Below are 19,725 nucleotides of genomic sequence, written 5' to 3' on the forward strand. Positions count from 1 at the left end.
CATGAGTTTTATAGCTGATAAACAAACGCTGGAAGACCTGAACCTGCTGGGCAGATTCAAGCCTAATTCTATCTATAACCTTTTTAGTAGAATCAAAACCACCGGAGGGGAACAACTGCTGGAACGAATGTTCCAGCAGCCCCTTACTAATCCTGAGGCTATCAACCACCGTAGTGCTACTTTCCGGTATTTCCAGCAAAAGCAGCTTACTTTTCCTTTTAACGGCGTTAACTTCCGCCTGGCGGAGAACTACCTGAACATGGGAGGAGCGAACAGCCTGCCCGCTATTCTCAAAAAGAAGCTGAACGCATTCCTAAATGACGACGAATACGAAAAGCTGCTGGCAGGATTAAAAGCGGCCATTGAGATGCTGCGCACCTTTCGCAACTTCCTGCAGCACCTCACAGACTTTAACGATGCAGCAGCCTGGCGCAAGACTTTGTCCGCCTTAACCCGGCTGGATAGCAACAAGGAGCTGACATTATTGACAGTCGCCCGTTACGACCGCCTGCTGCGGCATACCTTACGCAGTGAAATGGAACAATTGTTAGATGCTGTTCATCAGCTGGACGTTTATATTGCAGTAAGCGACGTAGCGCGGCAAAGGGGGTTTCATTATGCCCATGCGCTCCCCGCCTCGCCCAGCGTATTTCATACCACAGCACTGAAACATCCTGCATTGGATGCGGGAGTGGCCAATCCTGTATCGCTTCACAGTGATTCTAATGTTATTTTCCTCACAGGGGCTAATATGGCAGGCAAATCGACCCTGATGAAATCGTTCGGCATTGCTTTGTACCTCGCACATATGGGATTTCCTGTAGCGGCAGCAGACATGGAGTTCTCCGTCCGCGATGGCCTATACTCATCCATCAATGTACCCGATAATCTCAACATGGGTTATAGTCACTTCTATGCGGAGGTGCTACGCGTAAAACAGGTGGCAGCAGAAGTAAGTTCAGGCAAGAACCTGGTCGTCATCTTCGATGAACTGTTCAAAGGTACGAATGTGAAAGATGCCTATGACGCCACCTTAGCCGTAACTGCTGCTTTCGCCCGCTACCGTAATTGCTTTTTCATCATTTCCACGCATATTATCGAAGTGGGGAACGCGTTGCGTCAATACGAAAATCTGCAGTTTGCATATCTGCCGACATTAATGGAAGGTACGAAGCCGAAGTATACATATCAGCTTAGAGAGGGTATTACTAGTGACAGGCATGGGATGATGATCATTGAGAATGAGAAGATACTGGAGTTGTTAAATGAGTAGTAGTGTGACAAGGCCGTCCTGATTAGTCCTGGGATGGCCTTTTTTTGCTTGAGAGGCCGCCTTCGGTACATCTAAATTGCAAGGTATATTTAAATAAAAAACCCGGGGTACCGGGTTTTTATTTTCTTCTGCATTTCTGAAGACATTCGCTTATGGACCGGCATTTGATCTCCTCTTTGCTCTATAAGTTTTCTAAGCTCAGAAGACAGTTTTAGTTCATCCAACAACTTTATACCAAACAATTTAGCTATCACATACTCTACATACATCTTCTCCCCTTCGTTTAAACCAATTTTCTTATGGTTGTTTGATTCTATATGCAGAATAAACGCCTACGAAACTACTATTTGAGGATATTTTTTAAGATAAAATCCATAGTAACCAGGCCAAACCCAAAGCCCGTCGGTATAAATAATATTAGGCCCGATCAATTCACCAGATTCATCATATATACTGGTAATAAATTTCATTATGGGAATTCCATTATTTAGATACGTAATTATATCCGATAATTCTTTCTGCTCTCCTTGTGAATAAAACAGATTATTAACGTCTCGTGAACAAGGAATATGCGAATCATGATTTATTAAAAAGCCAATTGCATTCATTACATTGGGAATTTTATCATTTCTATTGCAAGGGCGTTTTCAGTATGGAAGTCAAATACACTACATCTGCTCGTTTTATCTTTCCTCTTCCAAAATAGACAAACACTCCATAACCCGATTTAAGAAAATGTTGTAGGTCTCAATCTGGTTTAATCCAACCAAACTCTCTATCTCTATATTTGAAGATATCATTAGCAGCTTATCTTTTCTCCTAAACGTTAGAAATCACCGATATTCAATAAGTGTGTATTCGCTATTATAAATAGCATACTCATACGTGTTATATCTTTGATTAATTCGATTTATAAAGTCTTTCATTAACTGCCAATCATCAAATACAAAATAAACATCCTTTCCATCGTTTAAAAAAAACTGAAAATCTGTGTTAAGCACAATCCCTGTATTAGCATCTATTACTAAAAGTGTAAACTGCGTGCTTTTCAATTCCGGTCTGTTCATACTTTTTTAAGGTTGATTTATTGTCCCAATCTGTGCGCTTGTTACTTTACCAGTTACTAACATCTCTCACCCCTAACAATCGGCTGTCCTGTCTCATGTCATAGTTCGAAGGATACATTACGCAATCACATGCCTCTACATCGGCACGTATGAGAAAAAATGTTAAAGAAACTGGTACGCATTTAATGAATGTGAAGCATTCAAGGTTGGTTTTCATTTTCTTGAAACTGTTGACAATTTAGGCATAGGCATAATCACATCTTCCCTCTTATTAGAAATATGTTTAATGAACTCACGAATATTCCCTGTATTCACGCTTTTCTTTTTTGTTGAATTTGCGTTTTCATCAGCATCAAGAATAGTCATGTATTTTTTTTAATACAAAATATCCATCATGCTTTTCGACATCAAGCTTCAAAAAAAGTACTATCTGTTAAGCCATTCCTCGCACGTTGTTCGTATGTTGTTCGTATGTTGTTCGCATATTGTTCGCATATTGTTCGCATATAACCGATCAACCCACGTCCAACCTATGACTAACCTACCTTCTACCCATTCAACCATGCCTGCTATCATGAACGTCTACCGTTATTATTGTATTTTTGTATATTCTTCTTTACTTAGCGATTTATTTACGGCTTCATATTCGAACATTTGAACAAATACAATGATATCTATGCGTTATGAACTGCATATTGATTACTATCCAGGGTATCTTTAACATTTTGCCCCGACAAAAACCGTCAAAAACAAAATATATCGTCTCCTCTCTGCTCTATAATCTTTTTAAGATCAGGAGATACCCCCACTCTACTCAACATGTTTATCCCAGACATTTTGGCTATCACATATTCAACATAATTTTTCTCGCTCTGACTTAAATCAACCATTTTCTGACCGTTGGACCCAACCCACAAAATAAACTCCTCCGGAACTTCTATCTGAGGGTGTTTTTTTAGATAAAAACTGTAGTAGCTAGGCCATATCCAGAGTCCATCCGTATAAATAATATTAGGTCCTATCAGACCGCCAGATTCATCATATACATTCGAAATAAACCGAATTACAGAAACTCCATTATTCAAATAAGTGACGATATCCGACAGTTCTCTTTGTCTAAATTGCGGAGAAAAGAGACTATTTAGGTCTCTTGAACAGGGAATATGCGGATCATGATTGTTTTCATTTGCTTTTGCGAGATTAGCTTTAGAAACGCCTTTTCCAAATCCTAGGTGATAAGCTTTTTGAGAATGAGCATTGATGGTCAATACTAGATCACTAAAGCTCTCCCGATTACTTAATTGTCCGTACATCATGCTCATCATTTGATTCCAGCAGCTAAAATGTCTTATTCGATGATCGCCTTTATAACGGGCAACAATCCCATCAAAAATCCGCTGAGAGAGAAATGAACTTATTTGAGCAAAAATATACTCACCAATATTCATACAACATACTGATTTATAGCATGTTGTAAAATATGCTATTTCAAATCGTCACCGAATAAAATCAACGTCAAATCTAGGTGTATTGAGACTTTCAAAGAACTTAAAGGAATTTAAACAAGACGGTACTGACTGCAAGCCTTTATTTATGAATCTTTCAATTCATCTTCTATCTTTTCAATTATGTCAGAAGAAACCCTATCAGAATAAGAACAATCATAAACATGGTACTTCCTCTTTTTCCGATAACAAAACAACAGATATTCATCGTTCTTAGTGAAACGAGGACCACAATTACTATTCTTGATAAAAATTAGTTGCTCCTTTACTTTAATATTGCCCTTAAAAACCTTTGTAACTTCCACTACAATTCTCCAATTATCTGTATATAATTGACTATCTAGAGGAACCACTTCTGTTACTCTGGCGACAATTATATTCTTAGATTGTTTAACATAATGCTTTACGGGATACATGACGCAGTCGCATCCCATTGCATTAGCCTTTATTAGAAAAAACGCTAAAGTAGTCAAGGTATATTTAATAAAGGCGAACCGTTTGATATTAATTTTCATTTTTTTTGTCGATATTTTAGGTAATGGCATAACCACTTCTTCCTTCTTATCAGGAATATTCCTGATAAATTCTTGGATATTTCCAATGTTTATTCTTTCTGTTTGCTGAAGCACATTTCCTTCGCTGTCAAGAATCCGATACTTAAATATCCCCCCTTTCCGTATGTTTCTTCTCAATATCCGGATTCAAACCTGAACCATGTAAGAAGAAGTGTCCCATTTCATGAGCTTCAGTATGCGCCTCATCACCAGCATTATTGTATATCTTTGTTTTATTAATCACAGTAACACCTTGTTTATCAGTACTTCCGCGAGCACGTTCTAAGAACACGGAAGTATACGTCATGAGATTAATGGGCTGCCAGATGCCACGGGCGATGATCTCGCCGTTGCGGACGAGAATGGAGCCTACGGGGCTATCGCCACGTTGTTTGGCGAGGCGGGCGAGGGAGAGGCATTCCAGCATAAATTGTTCGTGCATAGTATTTGTTTAGATAGTTATATTTCAGGCGGTTGCCTTAACCTCAACGTATTTAGCTAATACTTTGATTAAAGCTACTTTTAATGTTGATTCATCCGCTCTGATCATATCCCATTGTAATGTCGGGGTAGTGATACAAACGGTATAGTGGTTAGTCATTCGCGCGCCGTCAAACTTAATGAATCCAACATCTCCGTTGTCCTTCACTCTTTCGAAACAATCAATCAGTTCTTCTATAGAGATCTCATTGAAATATTTACTCATGATACTTTTAATAGTCTGCATGGTTACAAAGGTATATAGTAGGTACCTACGTTGCAATAGTCTAAACTATGCTATATACATGAAGTATCCATGAAGGAGACGTGGAGATGATCTGGTGTTGATCCCCGGGTATGTAATTACAGCAAAACTTAGCAAGAAGAGGTGTGAAGATGAGATCAGGCAATGGCAGGACTGTTGCAGGACGATACTGCAGCTGTTCAAAGGTATGGGGGTGGGTTGTTACATTCAATGGATGTTTTACTCATCAAAATAATCGCTGAAGGCAGGGGCGTTTACTCCCGTTGGATGAGCGTCCGGTACGTGTGTGCAGGTGTAAGGTTCAGCGTGGTTGCCGTTGGCTGTGGGTAGGCCGGCCTGTTATCTGGTATCTGTGGCATTGCCACGGCGATAATATCGGCTGCCAGATACTGCCGGTTGGAAGATGGCTGATCGTTGTGCATGGCTCTTACCTGCAGAGTGACTACAAGTGTCCCCTCGCCGGGAATGTCCAGTGCAAGGTCTGCGCCTTCGAAAGGCTTATGCGGATCTATTGTCAGCATAACCGTTCCAGTACCGGTGACCAGCTGTGACCGGAAGTCAATACGCGTGGCGATCACTTTTACTTCCAGGGCTGTGATGCCTTTGTGTTGGGCCAGGGCTTGCTTCGGGATATGCAGTGCCTCATTTCTGAAAAGCTTAGGAGCTACAGAAAAGAAACGGTCTATACCGGCGTGTTGGTTGAACCGGAAACCGGTTATCCCGGTGTTGTCGCCCGCTGCGATGAATGCTTTATTCAGGCGATTGATATGGCCGTCGTCGCAACGGATATCCAGGTCGCGGTAGAAAGTGTGACGGATCAGGGCACCTTTTTTACTGGCTATACCGAAGCGCTGGGCTGCGCTGCGAGTAGCAGCGTTTTGCCGGACGATTTCAGGCATCTTGCGCAGAAAGTAGTTGCCATTGCGCTGGTAACCTATGACATTACCCAGTTTACGGGTAAAAGGGAAAAGTGAGTTTTGTTTTGCCATCAGAGATTATTTTGAGATGGTTAAATTTAACGTAATCTACTGGTAATGAGGGCGTAGATTATCCACAGGTATGGGAGGAAAATGTGGATAATTGCGGGTAGCATTTTGCTATGGTGAGAATTTTCTTTATCATTTTTTCTTTTGTGTTGGAGAAAGCATGTAGTTATTATTTCGCATGGTTTATGCCGCAGCCTTATCAGTTGAATGGTTTGACTGTAAGATGACCGGAATTATCGTCAAGCAATAATTTAAAGAGTCCTGTTTCCAGTGGAACCTGATAAACAATGCCTTGTCTACCATTTTTAGTAATTAAAATCCAGGAATAGGGATTGATATCATTATCACTTATCAATACCGAAGTATAAAAAGAATCACATATAAACACTGAGAGTTCGTCGATATCAAATGTAAGTTCAGCATAAATGCAAAGGTTAATACATACATCGCCTGCCAGTGGTGATGCTTCTAAAAGCACATCCTCATTTTGGATAATTGATGTATCCAGGTATCCGACAGATAAATTCTCCTTTTCCCAGAAGGTAGATAATGCTAATAATAAGTCCTTCTGGGAAATGTAATCTTTGATAATTAAATTCTGCATTGTATTACGCAATTTTTCACACCCCAATCAATGTAACAATAAATTCGTCCTTAGACATTCTAATTTCCACCCTGTCTCCTGTTTGAATGACATCATCATTCCTATAAGCCATAATCATACAATCTGGAGCTATTCGTAAACAAACTTCATCATCCTCATCTATATGTTCGACTAATGCAACTATAAGATTACCGTCACCTTCACAATAAAAACCAGCTTCTTTTGTCGTACCAATTTTTGTATTCTCATTCGCATTAAGGTATGGCAAAAAATCAAATTCAACACCATAGCATCTACCTTCTTCAAACTGTTGCGATATATGTCTAATGCCTTGGCCTTCCCCGTGGTTACTGGTAAAAGACAAGTACGAATTTTCTACCTTTGTAATAATTAAATTTAATGTCTTAACTATTTTATTCTTCCGACAGATGACTTTATCAAAATTCCAAGGATACAAGCTTACATAATTTAGGCCGATTTGGCCAGTTCTATAACGAGGTAAAGATTTCCCCAATTAATGATAAAAAACGTCTTGACGCCATTTAATCCAATAATCCCATTGCTCTGCAACTGTGGCGATCTTACTCAAATCCTCAGTTGGATCGAATATATAACATAGATTATCTTTAGAGCCTATCATTCCTTTTTCAAGTCGATAAGCCTTGAATCCGATTATTACAGCACTTGATGGATAAACATCTAACCTGGATCCGTTGCACAAAATCTTTATACCCATTGGTTCAAGTTGCAGTCTTAACTGAGTCAAAGCCAAAAATGGATAATAATCTTCAACTACGATATGAATACTTTCTGCATCAAATGTCAATTCAACCCTTCCATGGCTAGCGACCATAGATATAACTGAATCGAAATAATTTGAACCGTTATGGCATTTTAGTGAATATTTTCTCATGGTCTTTTCTCTTGTGATATTAGGTAAGGGCTATTCTAACGTCCGGAGTATTCTGCTCCAACCCATTTCTGATAATCTCCAATTTTTAATCTTCAGTAACTTTCAAATTTTCATATGGAGACTCCTAATTACTTATTGAACAACATTCTGCTGAGGCTTTACATTCCGGCGCACTTTTATCTACTCACTCCTGGAATATATATCTTACCGTTATGCATATCCATATAGCCTTTTTTTCCATCCGGCATTTCTATAAAGTAGGCTTCCGCGTCGTAGTTAGCAGAATATACACGTTTAAGAACAGGCTCGCTCAGCACTTTCGAGTCAGGTTTTATTAATCCTTCTTTGCCATCTATCTGGGGAACATAAAAGCCGCCTTCATCTCGAATACCATCATAGATACAAGGCAGTATAACATTCCCTTCGGGTGTTATCAAGCCAGTTTTACCGTTTTGCACCACCTTCAGCAGCGCTTTCGGTTGCTTGGTTTCATCGTAATAAAACATTTCAACATTGGTATACCCAATCAATTGAAACTCCCTGGTAGGTGTTACCGATGAATTAGCATAAACTCTTTTTTCATAAGTCACCTTCCAGTCTTTCTCTTTGCCTTTATATACATACAAGCTCATATAACCAACATAGGAATCGTCAGGCTTGGGTGCATCGAAGGACATAGCAGCGGACGACACTGATTCAGTCTGCATTAATGTCGTTGCATTACCCGGCCTTGACTTGCCATCAGCAGTGTAGGAAAGAATTTTGTCTCCTTCAATGGCGTCAAAAGCCCCCTGGCTTTTGTATACCAGGTGGTCATACTGTATGGGCGCAATCAGGGCGCCGGTGGTAAGATTCATTACACCATACTTACCGCCTTGCTGCACCACGCCCTCATAATAACCAGTGGAAACAAATCCGATCTCATCATAACCTTGCTTATTAACCAGCTGGCCGGTAACCATATTCATGAAATACCATTTAGCATCAATATTTACTGGCAATATAGCCGGCTTATCATGCTTGCTCTCTTTCCATTTATCAAATCCAACTTCAGAAAGCTCCTTGCCAGTACTTACATCTACCAAACGATACTTACCCTTCAAGCGGGCGACTACGGTGAAACCTTTGATAATAGAAATGGAATCATAACGACAGGGGATTATCGTTGTACCGTCAACTCCTATTGAACCGTATAAGCCACCTTGCTGCACGATGGCGATCTTTTCTCTAAAGATCCAGAACTCCGAATCATACTTCGGCTGAACCACTACCTGATTGCTATCGTTAACAAGGCCCCATTTGTGGCCATTGTAGTAAGGATATTTACGGGATTGTGCAAAGCTTTGAAGGGTAAGAAGAGTAAGTAGTAAGTAAAAGGCTTGCCTCATAGGTTAGATTTATTCGGAACTTATTTACTTGTTGGTATTTCAAATAATGTTCCATTAGTTTGAAAGAGTCAATTATTATTAGCAAATAATCACAAAAATATCAATTTCACCATTGTTCAAAGCTGGTTTCAGCTTCGAATAGAGATGGCGTATGCTTGCGCAATTAAAGGCCAGTTTCTATTCTGTTTCACTAAAAGTGCAACCCGTAAGTAAAGAATCAAGCATGCTTTTATTATACTTTAAAATAACCGGCACTTCGGGATCATCTGTGATATCCACCATTTTCTTTTGTCTTAAATCTAAATCTATCCAACCTGCCGCCAAGCCGTCACTTTCCTTACTCTCTATTTTTATCGAAACAATACTATCCTTTACACTCTCAACGGAGGCAATAAGTTCATTTTTCCTAAATGCGGATTCAAACGAACTACTTTGAAAAAGACGATTCAACAACTGGCTGCAATCATCATTTGTAAACTGAGCAAGTTCTTTAGCGCCTTCAGCTTTTTCTGTTCTATCTCTCCTCTTTTCTACTTTAGGCTGACTGGAGTCTGTATCTTTCTTAGTTACATCTCCCTGGCTGCATGAGAATAATCCTATTGACAAACTCCAAGCGATTAAAAATCTTTTCTTCATGATTGATATATTTACCTCTTTCTTTAACCTATTATTGCCGTCTCAATTCCTTCTCGATTTTTTTTATTACCGCGGAAGAGGTTGAACTCTTATCAGAATAAGAACAGTGGTAAGTATGATAACTTTCTCCCTGTCGAAAACAAAACAACAGATACTCTTCGTTTTTAATAAAGCGGGGATCACAGTTGCCATCTGTTATGAAGGTGAATCGCTCCTTTACTTTAATCTTACCCTTGAAAACTCTTGTTACTTCTAACACAACTTCCTTATTCTCTGGATATAACTGACTGCTATCTACAACTGTTTCAATTACCTTTGCAATAATTACATCCTCAGATTTTTTCACTTCGTAGCTCACAGGATAAATTATGCAATCACATGCCTTTACATCGACGTACATAAGAAAAGATGTAAAAGTGAATAAGATACATTTAACGAGCATGAAGTGCTTAAGGTTGGCTTTCATTTTTGAACTATTGGCATTTTAGATAAGGATATAATTTGTTTATTCTGCTGTTGTATATAGATAAATATTGCTCTAACAACAACTGTTTTGATTCCATCTTATTTATCGTCAAGGTTCGTTATTCTAATATAGGAATACCGCTGATACCCTGCCAATGTTTGACACTAGCGTTCGCCCCACCGGACCAATTAGAAAGAATCAATAAGAGTATAATCGCTATCATAAATGTGGTATTCATATACCTTAGATTTCTGGCTCAATTGACTGATAAAGTCCCTCACTGATTGCAAATCATCAAATATAAAATAAACATCCTCCCCATCACCTAAAAAATACTGAAGATCGGTATTAAGAACAATGCCCGTATAAATATCTACGACTAAAAGTGCATACCAAAGGACACAACTCCAATAAATGACTAATATGTATGGGCTTAAAAAAATCAACTGCCTCAGAAAACTCTTCTCCTGCCCAAATATACCAGTTAGCTGATTGATCTGACTCTATGGGATGCCTTAAGCCATTTATAGGCATCAAACTATTATCCTTAAAGGTCTCAATTGCAACACCAATCAATTTATCAAAAGGAGATGCGAAATATGAAACTCCATAGTATTCGCATATCGCCTTTTGCTTTATTGTGAATTCTTCTTCTATTTTACGTGGTTTACTGTCCATGCATTATCTTAAAAACCTTTAATTAATCGATTGAATGTTGAATGCATTTCTGACCAATCTAAATTATAAGCAACAGTTAAATAACAGGATCCAGTATTCCACTGGGCTATTTCATGTATGGTATAAAAATTCAGCACTCAATGTATTTCAATAAACCCTCACTGAAGTATTTTACTTTCACCTCTTCTACCTGAAGCTTAATTTCTTTTGCAAGGCCAATGCCTCGTTCATCCAATTTAATAATTTCATTACTGATCTTTAATCTATCATCACTATTCAGCTGTATTATCGGTAAATAATCGTCGTGCCATTCTTCTAACCTTTCAATTAAGTCAGGAGACAAGTTTAAGTTTAAATATTCAAAATCCTCATCAAACTCATCCCGCAAAAAAGAAGTATAATCGGCTGTCAATATTAAATATTTCATTTGTTCTACTTTTTTTCCTTACGAGGTATATATTTTTGACGCAAATGATCGATGAAAACTGTCATCGTCCGTTTTCAGCCATTATTAGTCAACCGCTCCTCCGCATTCTCCGCAAGTAACCACCCTATCACGCCAATTTCACTTTCTTCTAATTCATCTAATGTTCCCAAAAACATAGACTTACTATCTTTAGAATATGAAATTCCGTCTACTTCATCATAATCGTCTTTTAAGGACTTCCAACCTGCACCCATACTTCGCAAAATACAGCCGTCACAATATTGATCTGAAGGATTACTCATATGTCGACACTCCCTATTCTTACAGTACAATACAGCTGCATGTAACTCTTCGCTAGTCATATCAAAATCCCTAAGAAAGTCATTAATTCTTATTTCCGGATCGCTAACATAGGATATCACACTAAACACAGTTAATCGTCGGCCCACAATTACTGGTTGGCCAAATCCTCTTAGTCTGTTTCGTTCAATGTACTTCATATAACCGTAACATTACGTATTATAAATATCATGTAAAAAATCAGAGTCAGGGTTATTCAGTACATGGCTTTCACTACTTGACTCCTTCTTATACCATAATTCCAAACGCCCTTTTTCAGGGCCTTTTTCTATGGCCCTAACTCCATCTATAACACAGAAAAAACCAAAAACAGTACTCTGAACAGCCTCTATCATAATGTGTTTAATCATGTCTTTTCCTTGCTCATTCAAAGTATTATAGAATGCTGACATTTTTTTAAACTTTTCACTGGGAATTTTGCTTTCCTCAAATTCCTTTATTAAACTATTAATAGTAGACAGCTCTACTGCCGTCCTAATTGCAGTTACAAATTCCTCATTATTCATAGAATGCCCTTTTTAAATGACTCGGGATATTTTTCCTTATTAAGTTCAATTACTTTAAGTAACACTGCTGACGGAATAGGTGTGCAGCTCTTTGCTTCAACCATTATCATAAATCTTGTATTCCATCAAACACTAATTACAGCAGCATCTTATTATTGCTGATTAGTTGTTCCATGCTTTGTGGACCATACTTTTTTAAGAAAGAAACTACCTCCCCTTTCCTCACCCAGTATGTTTCTCCCCATCCGTCTGAATGCAACCCCTGCTTGCCAAAAAATTGTAATGCTTCTTCTTCGTCTATGTCAAAACCCAACAACACTATTTGCTGATAATTCTGTAAAGAAGTTAATAAGCTATGTAATTGAATAATTGCAGGGCTCCAGGTACAGTAAAGGAAAATAACACCACATTCAATTTTATCTATATCAATAGAGAAATCGTTCACCTTTACATTAGCATAGCCACTTAAATTTTTTTCCAATTGAATTGCGCTCATTTACTTTATTTTATACTGAACCGTCCACTGAATTAGGAGGACCCAATCGCCAACTTTTATCTGAAATTAAAGTCCCTATATTCTTCCTATTAACCTCATAACTACACATTCTCACCTCCATATACTGCAATAAGCATTTTACCCCAAAGAACCGACAGTAATATATAATTTATTTATTTCATGCATTCAGAATTCTCCAGATAAGTGGCAGATACTGTTGTTGTTGTTTAGCGCTACATATTACTTTACACACAGTTTTTTACAAAAACTTTCAACAACAAATATGTAGCAAACATAACGCAAACGCAAGTTCTTGCTGCAGTTTTCCTCCTTATCCACTAGCTGGGTGCCCGCAATTATGGATCGGACAATGTAATCGCAGGTGCTTATCCGGTTTTAACGTAATAGGACAGGCGCCTGCGATAACGTTAGCTCCTACTTAATAGCCACGCCACAATAGGCCTTTTTGACGATCAGTTTTTCTTTGCTCACGATGATCTCTATGGGATCGCCTACATTAAAGCCTGCATCTTCCAACCACAGACCACTTACATTCAACCAGGGCACATTACGGCCCCTGTTCCAATGATTACTTAATGCCCGGTACTGTCCATGCATTTTACCGCGACGTAATGCTTTGTTTACAGTTTTCATAAAAAAGTTTTTCACAACAAATATGTTGCAAACATAACACATACGTCTTAATCTAACAAGACTTTTATAGTTTGATTACGCTATTTATGTTTCATAGATTTGCCAAAACAGCAGCTTAACCGTTGTTTTTAAAACAGATATGAAGCAAATTACTTTCGGCAAAAGGCTTACTGAAGTGAGAAAAGACAAAAAACTATCCCAGGAGGAGATGGCTAAAAAGGTAGGCGTACATGGGGCAGTAATTGGAAGATATGAAAGGGATGAAGTAAAACCGTCTATTGAGATGGCCGCGCAGATTGCAACTGCTCTGGAGGTTTCTCTGGATTACCTAGTGGGTAATACTGATCTTCTCCTTGATCAGACTATCCTGGATAGGATAATGGATATTCAAAAATTAAATGATCAGGATAAGGCAGATGCCTTTAAACTCCTGGATATGTTTCTCAGAGACGCTAAAGCAAGGCATGCTTATCATAAATAACGCTATTTATGTTTCATAAATTTGCTAAAACACCAGCTTAACCGTTTTTTACTACAGATATGAAGCAGATTACTTTCGGCAAAAGGCTTACTGAGGTGAGGAAAGACAAAAAACTATCCTAGGAGGAGATGGCTAAAAAAGTGGGGGTACACGGGGCTGTAATCGGAAGATCTGAACGGGATGAGGTTAAACCGTCTATTGAGATGGCGGCGCAGGATTGCAGCTGCTTTGGAAGTTTCTCTGGATTACCTGGTGGGCAATACCGATCTTCTCCTTGATCAAATTAACTTTGATAACGCTATTGATGTGCTTTGTAAGTGGTTCACTTTGTCCGGAATATACAATCTATAAACTTAATAGAGCTATTTTCTGCATATGCATAAGTACTATTCCAAGGGTATTCTGCGCTTAACATTTCTCGCTAAATTTAAACTACAGGCAATATTAAAATGAATAAACCCGGTTAATTGACCGGGTTTATTCATTTATTCAATCTGTGATTTTTGTTTCCCTCCGCTACAGTTAATTGGATCTATTACACTTAAATAAAACAATGTAGACACAGCTGCTAGCAGACATCTTTCCTAAAACACCAACCTAAAGCCATAAGGTTCACGATATTCATTCTGATACTCAAGATATGTATTCATATTAGAAATACATCTGTCGAACTGACTATTATACTCTCCTCCAACAGCAAACAATGTTTCGTCCTCGGAAAATATGCTAATAGGATCCACAATGATAGATTGTGACTGGTATGCTGCTACATCGACTGACATTTCAAGAATATTGCCAAACATATCGTATAAGCCCCAAGGCGAGGGCTTCTTCAATCCAACATCATGAATTAAATTATTGCTATTTTCATTGAACCAACAAAAATCTGAGAACTTAGCGTTTTCCTCCTCCCAAAACAAAGGATCATTGTCATTAGTTCTTGAAAAGCTGCCATATCTCATTTGTAAGTAATTGGGCAATGAAAACAATACTTCTTCCTGTAAATCCTCACTCTTTAGATGAAGACCGTTTAACTTATCTATAAAGGACATAACCATCCAAAAATTAACGCCGTATACTGGTGTATTCCTAGAAAAGGTGCCAACCTCAAAATAGCTTTTCCCCATAACAGCCGTCCATTGACCATTAGTTACGGATGTATTTGACATCCAAAAACCCTTATTAAAAATCACCTCAACGAGATCTTTTCCTGTTTTATGGGACAATGATGTACCTTTAGTAATCTGTTTATAGGATCCAGGAGGGCACCAAACAAATGAAAGTTTTTCACCCCCTTCTAGTTCAAATGAGATCATATTTATATTTCTTTATTATCTCCAATCCACTGTATTCAATTCAATATCCATTAAACAACCCAAATCCATTGATCGATTCTAATTACCTGATGGACGGGTAAACTCTATATTCACTGATTGCCATGTTACACCATCTGGATTCAAGGTACCTCCTATACGTTTTACCTTTGTAAAACCTCTTTGTTGTGCCTGTCCTCCAGTAAATGTCTGTAATGCAGCTTCATCAAACGGAACCTTGTCGCGCAATAACTTATTGAGTCTCTCCAAATTCGTTCCCTGGTTCCAATTACCAATAATAGCTTCAATCTTTCCGCCAGCACCAACTATTTCGTTATATAATATTCCAAATATCTCGCGACCTGTTGGCGTCTGGGGTTTAGTAAGGTATTGATTTGTTTTTGTATCGAATATATACAATGCACTCGAAAAATTGCCATCCTTAAACGACGCCCATCCTCCCCAAAATTCCTTTCCATCAACGGAATGTTCAGCAGGTACCTTATACCATGCATCAAGACTTGACTTACTGTCTTTCTCATCCGCACCTGAACTTGACAATAACAAAAAGACTTGTTCGAAGAGCAGTGGTAAATAAGTTCATACTACTTTTTGCTACCACTGACAAACCATTAGAAGCTAATGCCAAACTTGATGAAATTCATGGACCACCTCCACCACTTGGCACAATAGGGGCTGATCCAACTACAAAAGTAACAGCGTCGTATCTTCCTTTATACTGCGCATCTAACCCAATGTCTTCAGCCGACCTGCTATAAAGTCCATAACTTAAATGAAGAAGCCCTCCATTCATCGTTGCTAAAGTTGGAGGCATTACTGCAGCCTTTAGTGCCTTCCAATTCTCCTTACCAGTATCTGTGTAAAACGGAAAATCCAGAACAGCTGTATATACTAATTCTTTCCATCCTTTGCGCCCAGATGGTGGATCTCCTGGGCCCATATCTAATACATCCACATATCTGATTGGATTGTCTGCTGCAAAAGCATAAGCACTAAAATCTGGATACTTGCTTGCCAATGGATCTATCGACAAAAATTTCCCTATTCTACTATCATATGCTCTAGCTTCAAATGCAATCTGATTCCCCTCTCCCTTCACCTCATTATCATTCTCCTTCCCATTAAATCCATAGCGATAGCCGCCTCCATAGTTATCATTTATACCTTTCAAAAGTAATTTCGAAAGGGGTATATAAACGCTCGATCGGCAAACATATCAAATCTCCATTTCTATTGAAATCTAAAACATTCGCATTCATTACACAAAAAGAACTCGTTTCAAATTAGTGACGGATTCCTTCACTTTCCAATGTATACGAATATCAAAGAATGGATCCTCAATAGGACAACCTCTGCCACTTAAAGTCAATGTGCCGATTATAGAGGTTCATTTTCTCACTGACATCGTCAGGAAGGTCTACACTTAAAGTCTTCAACTTCTCTAAATAAAAAGCTATTCTATCAAAATTTTTAATATTAAAAACAATTCTCCTCAATTTCTCAATTATAATCGTTTCAACATTAGCAACTTTTTTTTCGATTAGTATGTTCAATCCCAACAGGTCTTTATCATCTTCGTTATTGGCCACATGCTTATAAATATCAAGAATAAAATCTTCGTTTTTATCGTATATCACTAATAGTGAACTTAACCAGAAGCGTAAATCGCTATCTTCTTCACCGTGTTCTAGATATCCTCGCTCCAGTCTGCCTTTATATTCATGAATTATTCTATAAAATCTCTCCGCTATAAATGGTCTGAATTCGCTATTTTTTCTTAATATCATTAAAGACCTGGAGCTAAGACACAACAATTCATCCACTATAAAATCAATAGCCGAAATAATCTCGTCAATATTGTCACTTTCTAATTTCTTAACTATCTCGCTTCTTTCCATATTAGTAATTCTTCGTGATTTTATATACTCCTTTTAATTTTGTGTTCGCAGGAATTAAATAAATGCCTCTTTCAGGTTTATTGCCCCTAACTCTTACTCCCTGTTCAAATGCACCAACTTCCGAAAAACTGATTGAATATTGTTGCTTTCCCGTAGACTTAAACACACCAATCCTCCCCAGCTGGCCTTCCGTAAGGGGAATCTCCAAGTCCGTAACGAATATTTCTCCAGCGCTCCCAGTTCTTGCCAAAAGTTCGTACTCCCTGTTCCAAACTTTAATTCGGAAACTATTAAACTCTCACCCGCCTTAAGAGCGCCTAACTGTTCCACACCTACACCTGTTATACCTGCGACTGCTGCCTCATCTGTAAAATGATGAAAAATTCTACCTTCTCCTAAATCAGCGATTACGGTCAACGGCTGGTCTGTAGTTCTAATTGCATCATCTAAAAATTCCGCAAAATTAGCTTTTGAAAAGTCAAAATTCTTTACTGGGAACTTCGATGCAGTTCCGGACGGAAATATACTCTTACTCACCCGTATGATACCGCTTGTTGCCTTACCTAGTATAATACCTCCAATTTCATTTAAAGCAACAAACATCACACTATGCATCCCATCATTAATAGATGCCTGATCTTGCTTAATAATTCCACTTGTTGTTTTATAGACGCCATGCAACAGAACCCCATCAAGAAAAAAAGTAAAAAGCCCTGAATTACCAGCTGCCATAGAGCTTCCAACAAATAGAAAGGCATTTTTATTAGCCTCATATATCCTCTCTTCTGCGTGCTCGGGATCCTGTTGTCTTACCTTTGCCTCCCAAGCTCTGTTGTCAGACACAGCTTTTCCAATGCTATATGGATCATCTTCCCTTCCATCAACGTCTACTGCGTATATGGGCTTATTCCCCGAAAATTGAGATGGCGTATAGTACGCATACTTCGCCGTCAAAGGATCTACTGAAAGGAACTTCCCAATTCTCGGATCATAGATTCTAAATCCATAATCCTGCTGGTTCCCCTCTCCCTTCACCTCGTTATCATTCTCCTTCCCATTAAACCCATAGCGATAACCCTGCTAGAACAGCTTCTCAGCCACCCGTATACTGAGCACTTTTATAATCAGGGCTAGGCTTAATATATGGCTCTTACTTTTGACCACCATTCCATTAAAACAAACAGCTGGAGAAATCGTCCAGTTGCTTAGACATGATTTTAACATAAAAGTACCATAACTTTTTTTCGGAAAGATTTCTAGTTCTGCTCAACACATTAAGTATAAATACATTTGTTATGTAAATTTTGCAACATGCTTATCCGGAAAGTCAAACACCCCCTTCCAAGAATCATCTGGTAAATAATCTTCTACCTCGACGAGATAAGAACTCACAAAAAGCTTACTATCAAAATCAATGTAAAATTTAATGTCTTTTAATTTATTCTCATGTAAAAAAGCATAACTTATTTTATACTCGTCTATTGCATTAAGAAAATCTGGAATATTTCCATCATTTACAATCAATATATTGCCTCTGAAAACTTCTCCCGGTATTACAACAGGATCATATTTTAGATTATCTAAAATCCAAAAAATAAATGGCATAAAATAAAATTCAACTTGCCCCTGAAATTTTATCCCTCCAGGTAAGTAGCCTAATTCAATTCTTTCTTCTACTGTCATGTTATTTGTTCGGTTTATAAGTTTTGTAACTCCCTTTAATCGCCTGTTGCCTTATTTTATCAATGTATGGTTTGGGCAGACCGAAGGCACTTAATGATTGCTTAGGATCATCAACTTGAGGACGACCTGGAAAAAGACTCCCCCATCGCTGACGCACTGCATTAGTACGAATATCAATCGATAAACCCCATGGTATTTCAAAAGAGACAATCTTCGCCCCTGCTTCTGCCCACCTCTCTTGTTATAAAAATAAACCGCATGGGCCCCATCATCAATATTTACATGTAAAAAATCGTTCCCCTTTATCGAAATTGTGCCATCTCTGCTCTCCAGAATTCTAAAGTGAGATGCATTAGGAGCAATTCCCCCCTCTACCCTGTAAACTCGTGGTAGACCGGACGAAGTTAAGTCCGTAGGTGCCTCTGTCTTAGGAATAAATGGTGTAGGCCTAGTGTCTGTAGGTTTAGGAAAAAGTCTCGACTTTTCTTCAGGAATACCTGCAACTGACATCGCGCCCCCATCTATCCCACTACCAATAAAAGCTCCCTTATCGCCCCAAATTGAGTATCCTACAGCTCCAAAAGGGCCTGCAGCGATGGCCGCTCCAACAGCGTCGTCATGTTCATTCTTAATGGCGGCTACATTCTGCCTTACTATAGATTCCGGCCCCATATGCCCATTACCATATATATCCGCCAGAAGTATATGAGGTTCCGGATATTTCCATTTTTCGCTTTGTATTCGAATTTGTTCTGCCTTGGCTATTTTAATTTCGGCATACCGTCTTGTTGCATTGCCTTGCCGTTGTATAAAAGTTTCTGCACCATCCAAATCTGTCGCCTGTATTGGCGTATTGCCTGAAAATTGATATGGCGTTAACTCGGGATACTCCTTTGTTAATGGGTCAACTGACAAGAACTTCCCTAACCTCGGATCATACACCCGCATCCCATAATCCTGTTGATTCCCCTCACCCTTCACCTCATTATCATTCTCCTTTCCATTAAACCCATAACGATAACCGTCCATAACCAAGATTTCTACAGCTCTGCAGTTCAACTAGCCTCACAA

General features: G+C 38.6%; 27 protein-coding genes and 1 pseudogene. 2 read left to right on the forward strand and 26 right to left on the reverse strand.

Annotation, left to right across the window (positions count from 1 at the left end; all coding sequences use genetic code 11):
- The first annotated feature begins 1 nt into the window (after position 1).
- A complete protein-coding gene (locus tag F3I09_RS12430) occupies positions 2-1,273 on the forward strand; it encodes a DNA mismatch repair protein (RefSeq protein WP_149695354.1) in 1,272 nt (423 codons plus the stop codon).
- Between the two features lie 833 nt (positions 1,274-2,106).
- On the opposite strand, the gene F3I09_RS12435 is transcribed toward F3I09_RS12430, so the two are convergent.
- The 19 genes from F3I09_RS12435 to F3I09_RS12520 all read right to left on the reverse strand — a co-directional run bounded on the left by F3I09_RS12435 (position 2,107) and on the right by F3I09_RS12520 (position 13,258).
- Positions 2,107-2,340 carry a hypothetical protein gene (locus F3I09_RS12435; RefSeq protein WP_149695355.1) on the reverse strand — a complete coding sequence of 78 codons (234 nt, stop codon included), beginning with the start codon at positions 2,338-2,340 and terminating at the stop codon, positions 2,107-2,109.
- A gap of 213 nt (positions 2,341-2,553) precedes the next feature.
- Positions 2,554-2,706 (reverse strand): hypothetical protein, encoded by a 153-nt coding sequence (locus F3I09_RS34045; protein WP_188133785.1) that lies wholly within the window; start codon positions 2,704-2,706, stop codon positions 2,554-2,556.
- A gap of 377 nt (positions 2,707-3,083) precedes the next feature.
- A complete protein-coding gene (locus F3I09_RS12440; RefSeq protein ID WP_149695356.1) occupies positions 3,084-3,788 on the reverse strand; it encodes a DUF4372 domain-containing protein in 705 nt (234 codons plus the stop codon).
- Between the two features lie 143 nt (positions 3,789-3,931).
- Positions 3,932-4,537: a hypothetical protein gene (locus F3I09_RS12445; RefSeq protein ID WP_149695357.1), complete on the reverse strand. Its 606-nt coding sequence runs from the start codon at positions 4,535-4,537 to the stop codon at positions 3,932-3,934.
- Positions 4,503-4,841: a hypothetical protein gene (locus tag F3I09_RS12450; RefSeq protein WP_149695358.1), complete on the reverse strand. Its 339-nt coding sequence runs from the start codon at positions 4,839-4,841 to the stop codon at positions 4,503-4,505. The genes F3I09_RS12445 and F3I09_RS12450 overlap by 35 nt, the downstream gene beginning before the upstream one ends.
- Before the next feature lie 24 nt (positions 4,842-4,865).
- Positions 4,866-5,126, reverse strand: coding sequence for a hypothetical protein (locus tag F3I09_RS12455; RefSeq protein WP_188133786.1), 261 nt, complete (start codon positions 5,124-5,126; stop codon positions 4,866-4,868).
- A gap of 272 nt (positions 5,127-5,398) precedes the next feature.
- Positions 5,399-6,133, reverse strand: coding sequence for a hypothetical protein (locus F3I09_RS12460; protein WP_149695360.1), 735 nt, complete (start codon positions 6,131-6,133; stop codon positions 5,399-5,401).
- A 196-nt stretch (positions 6,134-6,329) separates the two neighbouring features.
- A complete protein-coding gene (locus tag F3I09_RS12465; RefSeq protein WP_149695361.1) occupies positions 6,330-6,734 on the reverse strand; it encodes a hypothetical protein in 405 nt (134 codons plus the stop codon).
- Positions 6,735-6,750: 16 nt separating this feature from the next.
- Positions 6,751-7,191 carry a hypothetical protein gene (locus F3I09_RS12470; protein WP_149695362.1) on the reverse strand — a complete coding sequence of 147 codons (441 nt, stop codon included), beginning with the start codon at positions 7,189-7,191 and terminating at the stop codon, positions 6,751-6,753.
- A 57-nt stretch (positions 7,192-7,248) separates the two neighbouring features.
- Positions 7,249-7,647: a hypothetical protein gene (locus tag F3I09_RS12475; RefSeq protein WP_149695363.1), complete on the reverse strand. Its 399-nt coding sequence runs from the start codon at positions 7,645-7,647 to the stop codon at positions 7,249-7,251.
- 176 nt (positions 7,648-7,823) lie between these two features.
- Positions 7,824-9,035 carry a WG repeat-containing protein gene (locus F3I09_RS12480; RefSeq protein WP_149695364.1) on the reverse strand — a complete coding sequence of 404 codons (1,212 nt, stop codon included), beginning with the start codon at positions 9,033-9,035 and terminating at the stop codon, positions 7,824-7,826.
- Between the two features lie 177 nt (positions 9,036-9,212).
- Positions 9,213-9,671 carry a hypothetical protein gene (locus F3I09_RS12485; protein WP_149695365.1) on the reverse strand — a complete coding sequence of 153 codons (459 nt, stop codon included), beginning with the start codon at positions 9,669-9,671 and terminating at the stop codon, positions 9,213-9,215.
- A gap of 31 nt (positions 9,672-9,702) precedes the next feature.
- Positions 9,703-10,029, reverse strand: coding sequence for a hypothetical protein (locus F3I09_RS12490; RefSeq protein ID WP_149695366.1), 327 nt, complete (start codon positions 10,027-10,029; stop codon positions 9,703-9,705).
- Positions 10,030-10,485: 456 nt separating this feature from the next.
- Positions 10,486-10,815, reverse strand: a complete 330-nt coding sequence (locus F3I09_RS12495; RefSeq protein ID WP_149695367.1) for a hypothetical protein — start codon at positions 10,813-10,815, stop codon at positions 10,486-10,488.
- A gap of 130 nt (positions 10,816-10,945) precedes the next feature.
- Complete coding sequence (locus tag F3I09_RS12500) at positions 10,946-11,242, reverse strand: hypothetical protein (protein WP_149695368.1); 297 nt, start codon at positions 11,240-11,242, stop codon at positions 10,946-10,948.
- A 74-nt stretch (positions 11,243-11,316) separates the two neighbouring features.
- Positions 11,317-11,742 carry a DUF433 domain-containing protein gene (locus F3I09_RS12505; protein WP_149695369.1) on the reverse strand — a complete coding sequence of 142 codons (426 nt, stop codon included), beginning with the start codon at positions 11,740-11,742 and terminating at the stop codon, positions 11,317-11,319.
- A 12-nt stretch (positions 11,743-11,754) separates the two neighbouring features.
- The gene (locus tag F3I09_RS12510) at positions 11,755-12,108 is read right to left on the reverse strand and encodes a hypothetical protein (protein WP_149695370.1); all 354 of its coding nucleotides are present in this window, start codon (positions 12,106-12,108) and stop codon (positions 11,755-11,757) included.
- A gap of 136 nt (positions 12,109-12,244) precedes the next feature.
- Positions 12,245-12,604, reverse strand: a complete 360-nt coding sequence (locus F3I09_RS12515) for a hypothetical protein (RefSeq protein WP_149695371.1) — start codon at positions 12,602-12,604, stop codon at positions 12,245-12,247.
- A gap of 435 nt (positions 12,605-13,039) precedes the next feature.
- Positions 13,040-13,258, reverse strand: a complete 219-nt coding sequence (locus F3I09_RS12520) for a SymE family type I addiction module toxin (protein ID WP_149695372.1) — start codon at positions 13,256-13,258, stop codon at positions 13,040-13,042.
- A 139-nt stretch (positions 13,259-13,397) separates the two neighbouring features.
- Here F3I09_RS12520 and F3I09_RS12525 point away from each other — a divergent pair, with 139 nt between their 5' ends.
- On the forward strand, positions 13,398-13,739 hold the full coding sequence (locus F3I09_RS12525) for a helix-turn-helix domain-containing protein (RefSeq protein ID WP_149695373.1): 342 nt from the start codon (positions 13,398-13,400) through the stop codon (positions 13,737-13,739).
- A gap of 584 nt (positions 13,740-14,323) precedes the next feature.
- On the opposite strand, the gene F3I09_RS12535 is transcribed toward F3I09_RS12525, so the two are convergent.
- From F3I09_RS12535 to F3I09_RS12565, 7 genes and pseudogenes are all read right to left on the reverse strand, one after another.
- A complete protein-coding gene (locus tag F3I09_RS12535) occupies positions 14,324-15,055 on the reverse strand; it encodes an SUMF1/EgtB/PvdO family nonheme iron enzyme (RefSeq protein ID WP_149695374.1) in 732 nt (243 codons plus the stop codon).
- A 78-nt stretch (positions 15,056-15,133) separates the two neighbouring features.
- Entirely contained in the window at positions 15,134-15,619 is a 486-nt protein-coding gene (locus F3I09_RS12540) for a hypothetical protein (protein WP_149695375.1), read from the reverse strand.
- Positions 15,620-15,713: 94 nt separating this feature from the next.
- Positions 15,714-16,244 (reverse strand): RHS repeat-associated core domain-containing protein, encoded by a 531-nt coding sequence (locus F3I09_RS12545; RefSeq protein ID WP_188133787.1) that lies wholly within the window; start codon positions 16,242-16,244, stop codon positions 15,714-15,716.
- Between the two features lie 166 nt (positions 16,245-16,410).
- Positions 16,411-16,971: a hypothetical protein gene (locus F3I09_RS12550; RefSeq protein ID WP_149695377.1), complete on the reverse strand. Its 561-nt coding sequence runs from the start codon at positions 16,969-16,971 to the stop codon at positions 16,411-16,413.
- 93 nt (positions 16,972-17,064) lie between these two features.
- A pseudogene (locus F3I09_RS12555) lies at positions 17,065-18,030 on the reverse strand (hypothetical protein); the annotation flags it as partial.
- Between the two features lie 234 nt (positions 18,031-18,264).
- A complete protein-coding gene (locus tag F3I09_RS12560; protein ID WP_149695379.1) occupies positions 18,265-18,654 on the reverse strand; it encodes a hypothetical protein in 390 nt (129 codons plus the stop codon).
- Between the two features lie 90 nt (positions 18,655-18,744).
- On the reverse strand, positions 18,745-19,683 hold the full coding sequence (locus tag F3I09_RS12565; RefSeq protein ID WP_149695380.1) for an RHS repeat domain-containing protein: 939 nt from the start codon (positions 19,681-19,683) through the stop codon (positions 18,745-18,747).
- Positions 19,684-19,725: the final 42 nt, after the last annotated feature.

Origin of the sequence: Chitinophaga sp. CF418, from assembly GCF_900142925.1 — a bacterium.
GTDB lineage: Bacteria > Bacteroidota > Bacteroidia > Chitinophagales > Chitinophagaceae > Chitinophaga.

What these genes read in the sequence shown, in the direction of transcription:
- F3I09_RS12430 (WP_149695354.1), top strand. Translation starts at nt 2, where the DNA reads ATGAGTTTTATAGCTGATAAACAAACGCTGGAAGACCTGAACCTGCTG.
- F3I09_RS12435 (WP_149695355.1), bottom strand. Translation starts at nt 2,340, where the DNA reads ATGAACAGACCGGAATTGAAAAGCACGCAGTTTACACTTTTAGTAATA.
- F3I09_RS34045 (WP_188133785.1), bottom strand. Translation starts at nt 2,706, where the DNA reads ATGACTATTCTTGATGCTGATGAAAACGCAAATTCAACAAAAAAGAAA.
- F3I09_RS12440 (WP_149695356.1), bottom strand. Translation starts at nt 3,788, where the DNA reads ATGAATATTGGTGAGTATATTTTTGCTCAAATAAGTTCATTTCTCTCT.
- F3I09_RS12450 (WP_149695358.1), bottom strand. Translation starts at nt 4,841, where the DNA reads ATGCACGAACAATTTATGCTGGAATGCCTCTCCCTCGCCCGCCTCGCC.
- F3I09_RS12455 (WP_188133786.1), bottom strand. Translation starts at nt 5,126, where the DNA reads ATGCAGACTATTAAAAGTATCATGAGTAAATATTTCAATGAGATCTCT.
- F3I09_RS12460 (WP_149695360.1), bottom strand. Translation starts at nt 6,133, where the DNA reads ATGGCAAAACAAAACTCACTTTTCCCTTTTACCCGTAAACTGGGTAAT.
- F3I09_RS12465 (WP_149695361.1), bottom strand. Translation starts at nt 6,734, where the DNA reads ATGCAGAATTTAATTATCAAAGATTACATTTCCCAGAAGGACTTATTA.
- F3I09_RS12475 (WP_149695363.1), bottom strand. Translation starts at nt 7,647, where the DNA reads ATGAGAAAATATTCACTAAAATGCCATAACGGTTCAAATTATTTCGAT.
- F3I09_RS12480 (WP_149695364.1), bottom strand. Translation starts at nt 9,035, where the DNA reads ATGAGGCAAGCCTTTTACTTACTACTTACTCTTCTTACCCTTCAAAGC.
- F3I09_RS12485 (WP_149695365.1), bottom strand. Translation starts at nt 9,671, where the DNA reads ATGAAGAAAAGATTTTTAATCGCTTGGAGTTTGTCAATAGGATTATTC.
- F3I09_RS12495 (WP_149695367.1), bottom strand. Translation starts at nt 10,815, where the DNA reads ATGGACAGTAAACCACGTAAAATAGAAGAAGAATTCACAATAAAGCAA.
- F3I09_RS12500 (WP_149695368.1), bottom strand. Translation starts at nt 11,242, where the DNA reads ATGAAATATTTAATATTGACAGCCGATTATACTTCTTTTTTGCGGGAT.
- F3I09_RS12505 (WP_149695369.1), bottom strand. Translation starts at nt 11,742, where the DNA reads ATGAAGTACATTGAACGAAACAGACTAAGAGGATTTGGCCAACCAGTA.
- F3I09_RS12510 (WP_149695370.1), bottom strand. Translation starts at nt 12,108, where the DNA reads ATGAATAATGAGGAATTTGTAACTGCAATTAGGACGGCAGTAGAGCTG.
- F3I09_RS12515 (WP_149695371.1), bottom strand. Translation starts at nt 12,604, where the DNA reads ATGAGCGCAATTCAATTGGAAAAAAATTTAAGTGGCTATGCTAATGTA.
- F3I09_RS12520 (WP_149695372.1), bottom strand. Translation starts at nt 13,258, where the DNA reads ATGAAAACTGTAAACAAAGCATTACGTCGCGGTAAAATGCATGGACAG.
- F3I09_RS12525 (WP_149695373.1), top strand. Translation starts at nt 13,398, where the DNA reads ATGAAGCAAATTACTTTCGGCAAAAGGCTTACTGAAGTGAGAAAAGAC.
- F3I09_RS12535 (WP_149695374.1), bottom strand. Translation starts at nt 15,055, where the DNA reads ATGATCTCATTTGAACTAGAAGGGGGTGAAAAACTTTCATTTGTTTGG.
- F3I09_RS12550 (WP_149695377.1), bottom strand. Translation starts at nt 16,971, where the DNA reads ATGGAAAGAAGCGAGATAGTTAAGAAATTAGAAAGTGACAATATTGAC.
- F3I09_RS12560 (WP_149695379.1), bottom strand. Translation starts at nt 18,654, where the DNA reads ATGACAGTAGAAGAAAGAATTGAATTAGGCTACTTACCTGGAGGGATA.
- F3I09_RS12565 (WP_149695380.1), bottom strand. Translation starts at nt 19,683, where the DNA reads ATGGACGGTTATCGTTATGGGTTTAATGGAAAGGAGAATGATAATGAG.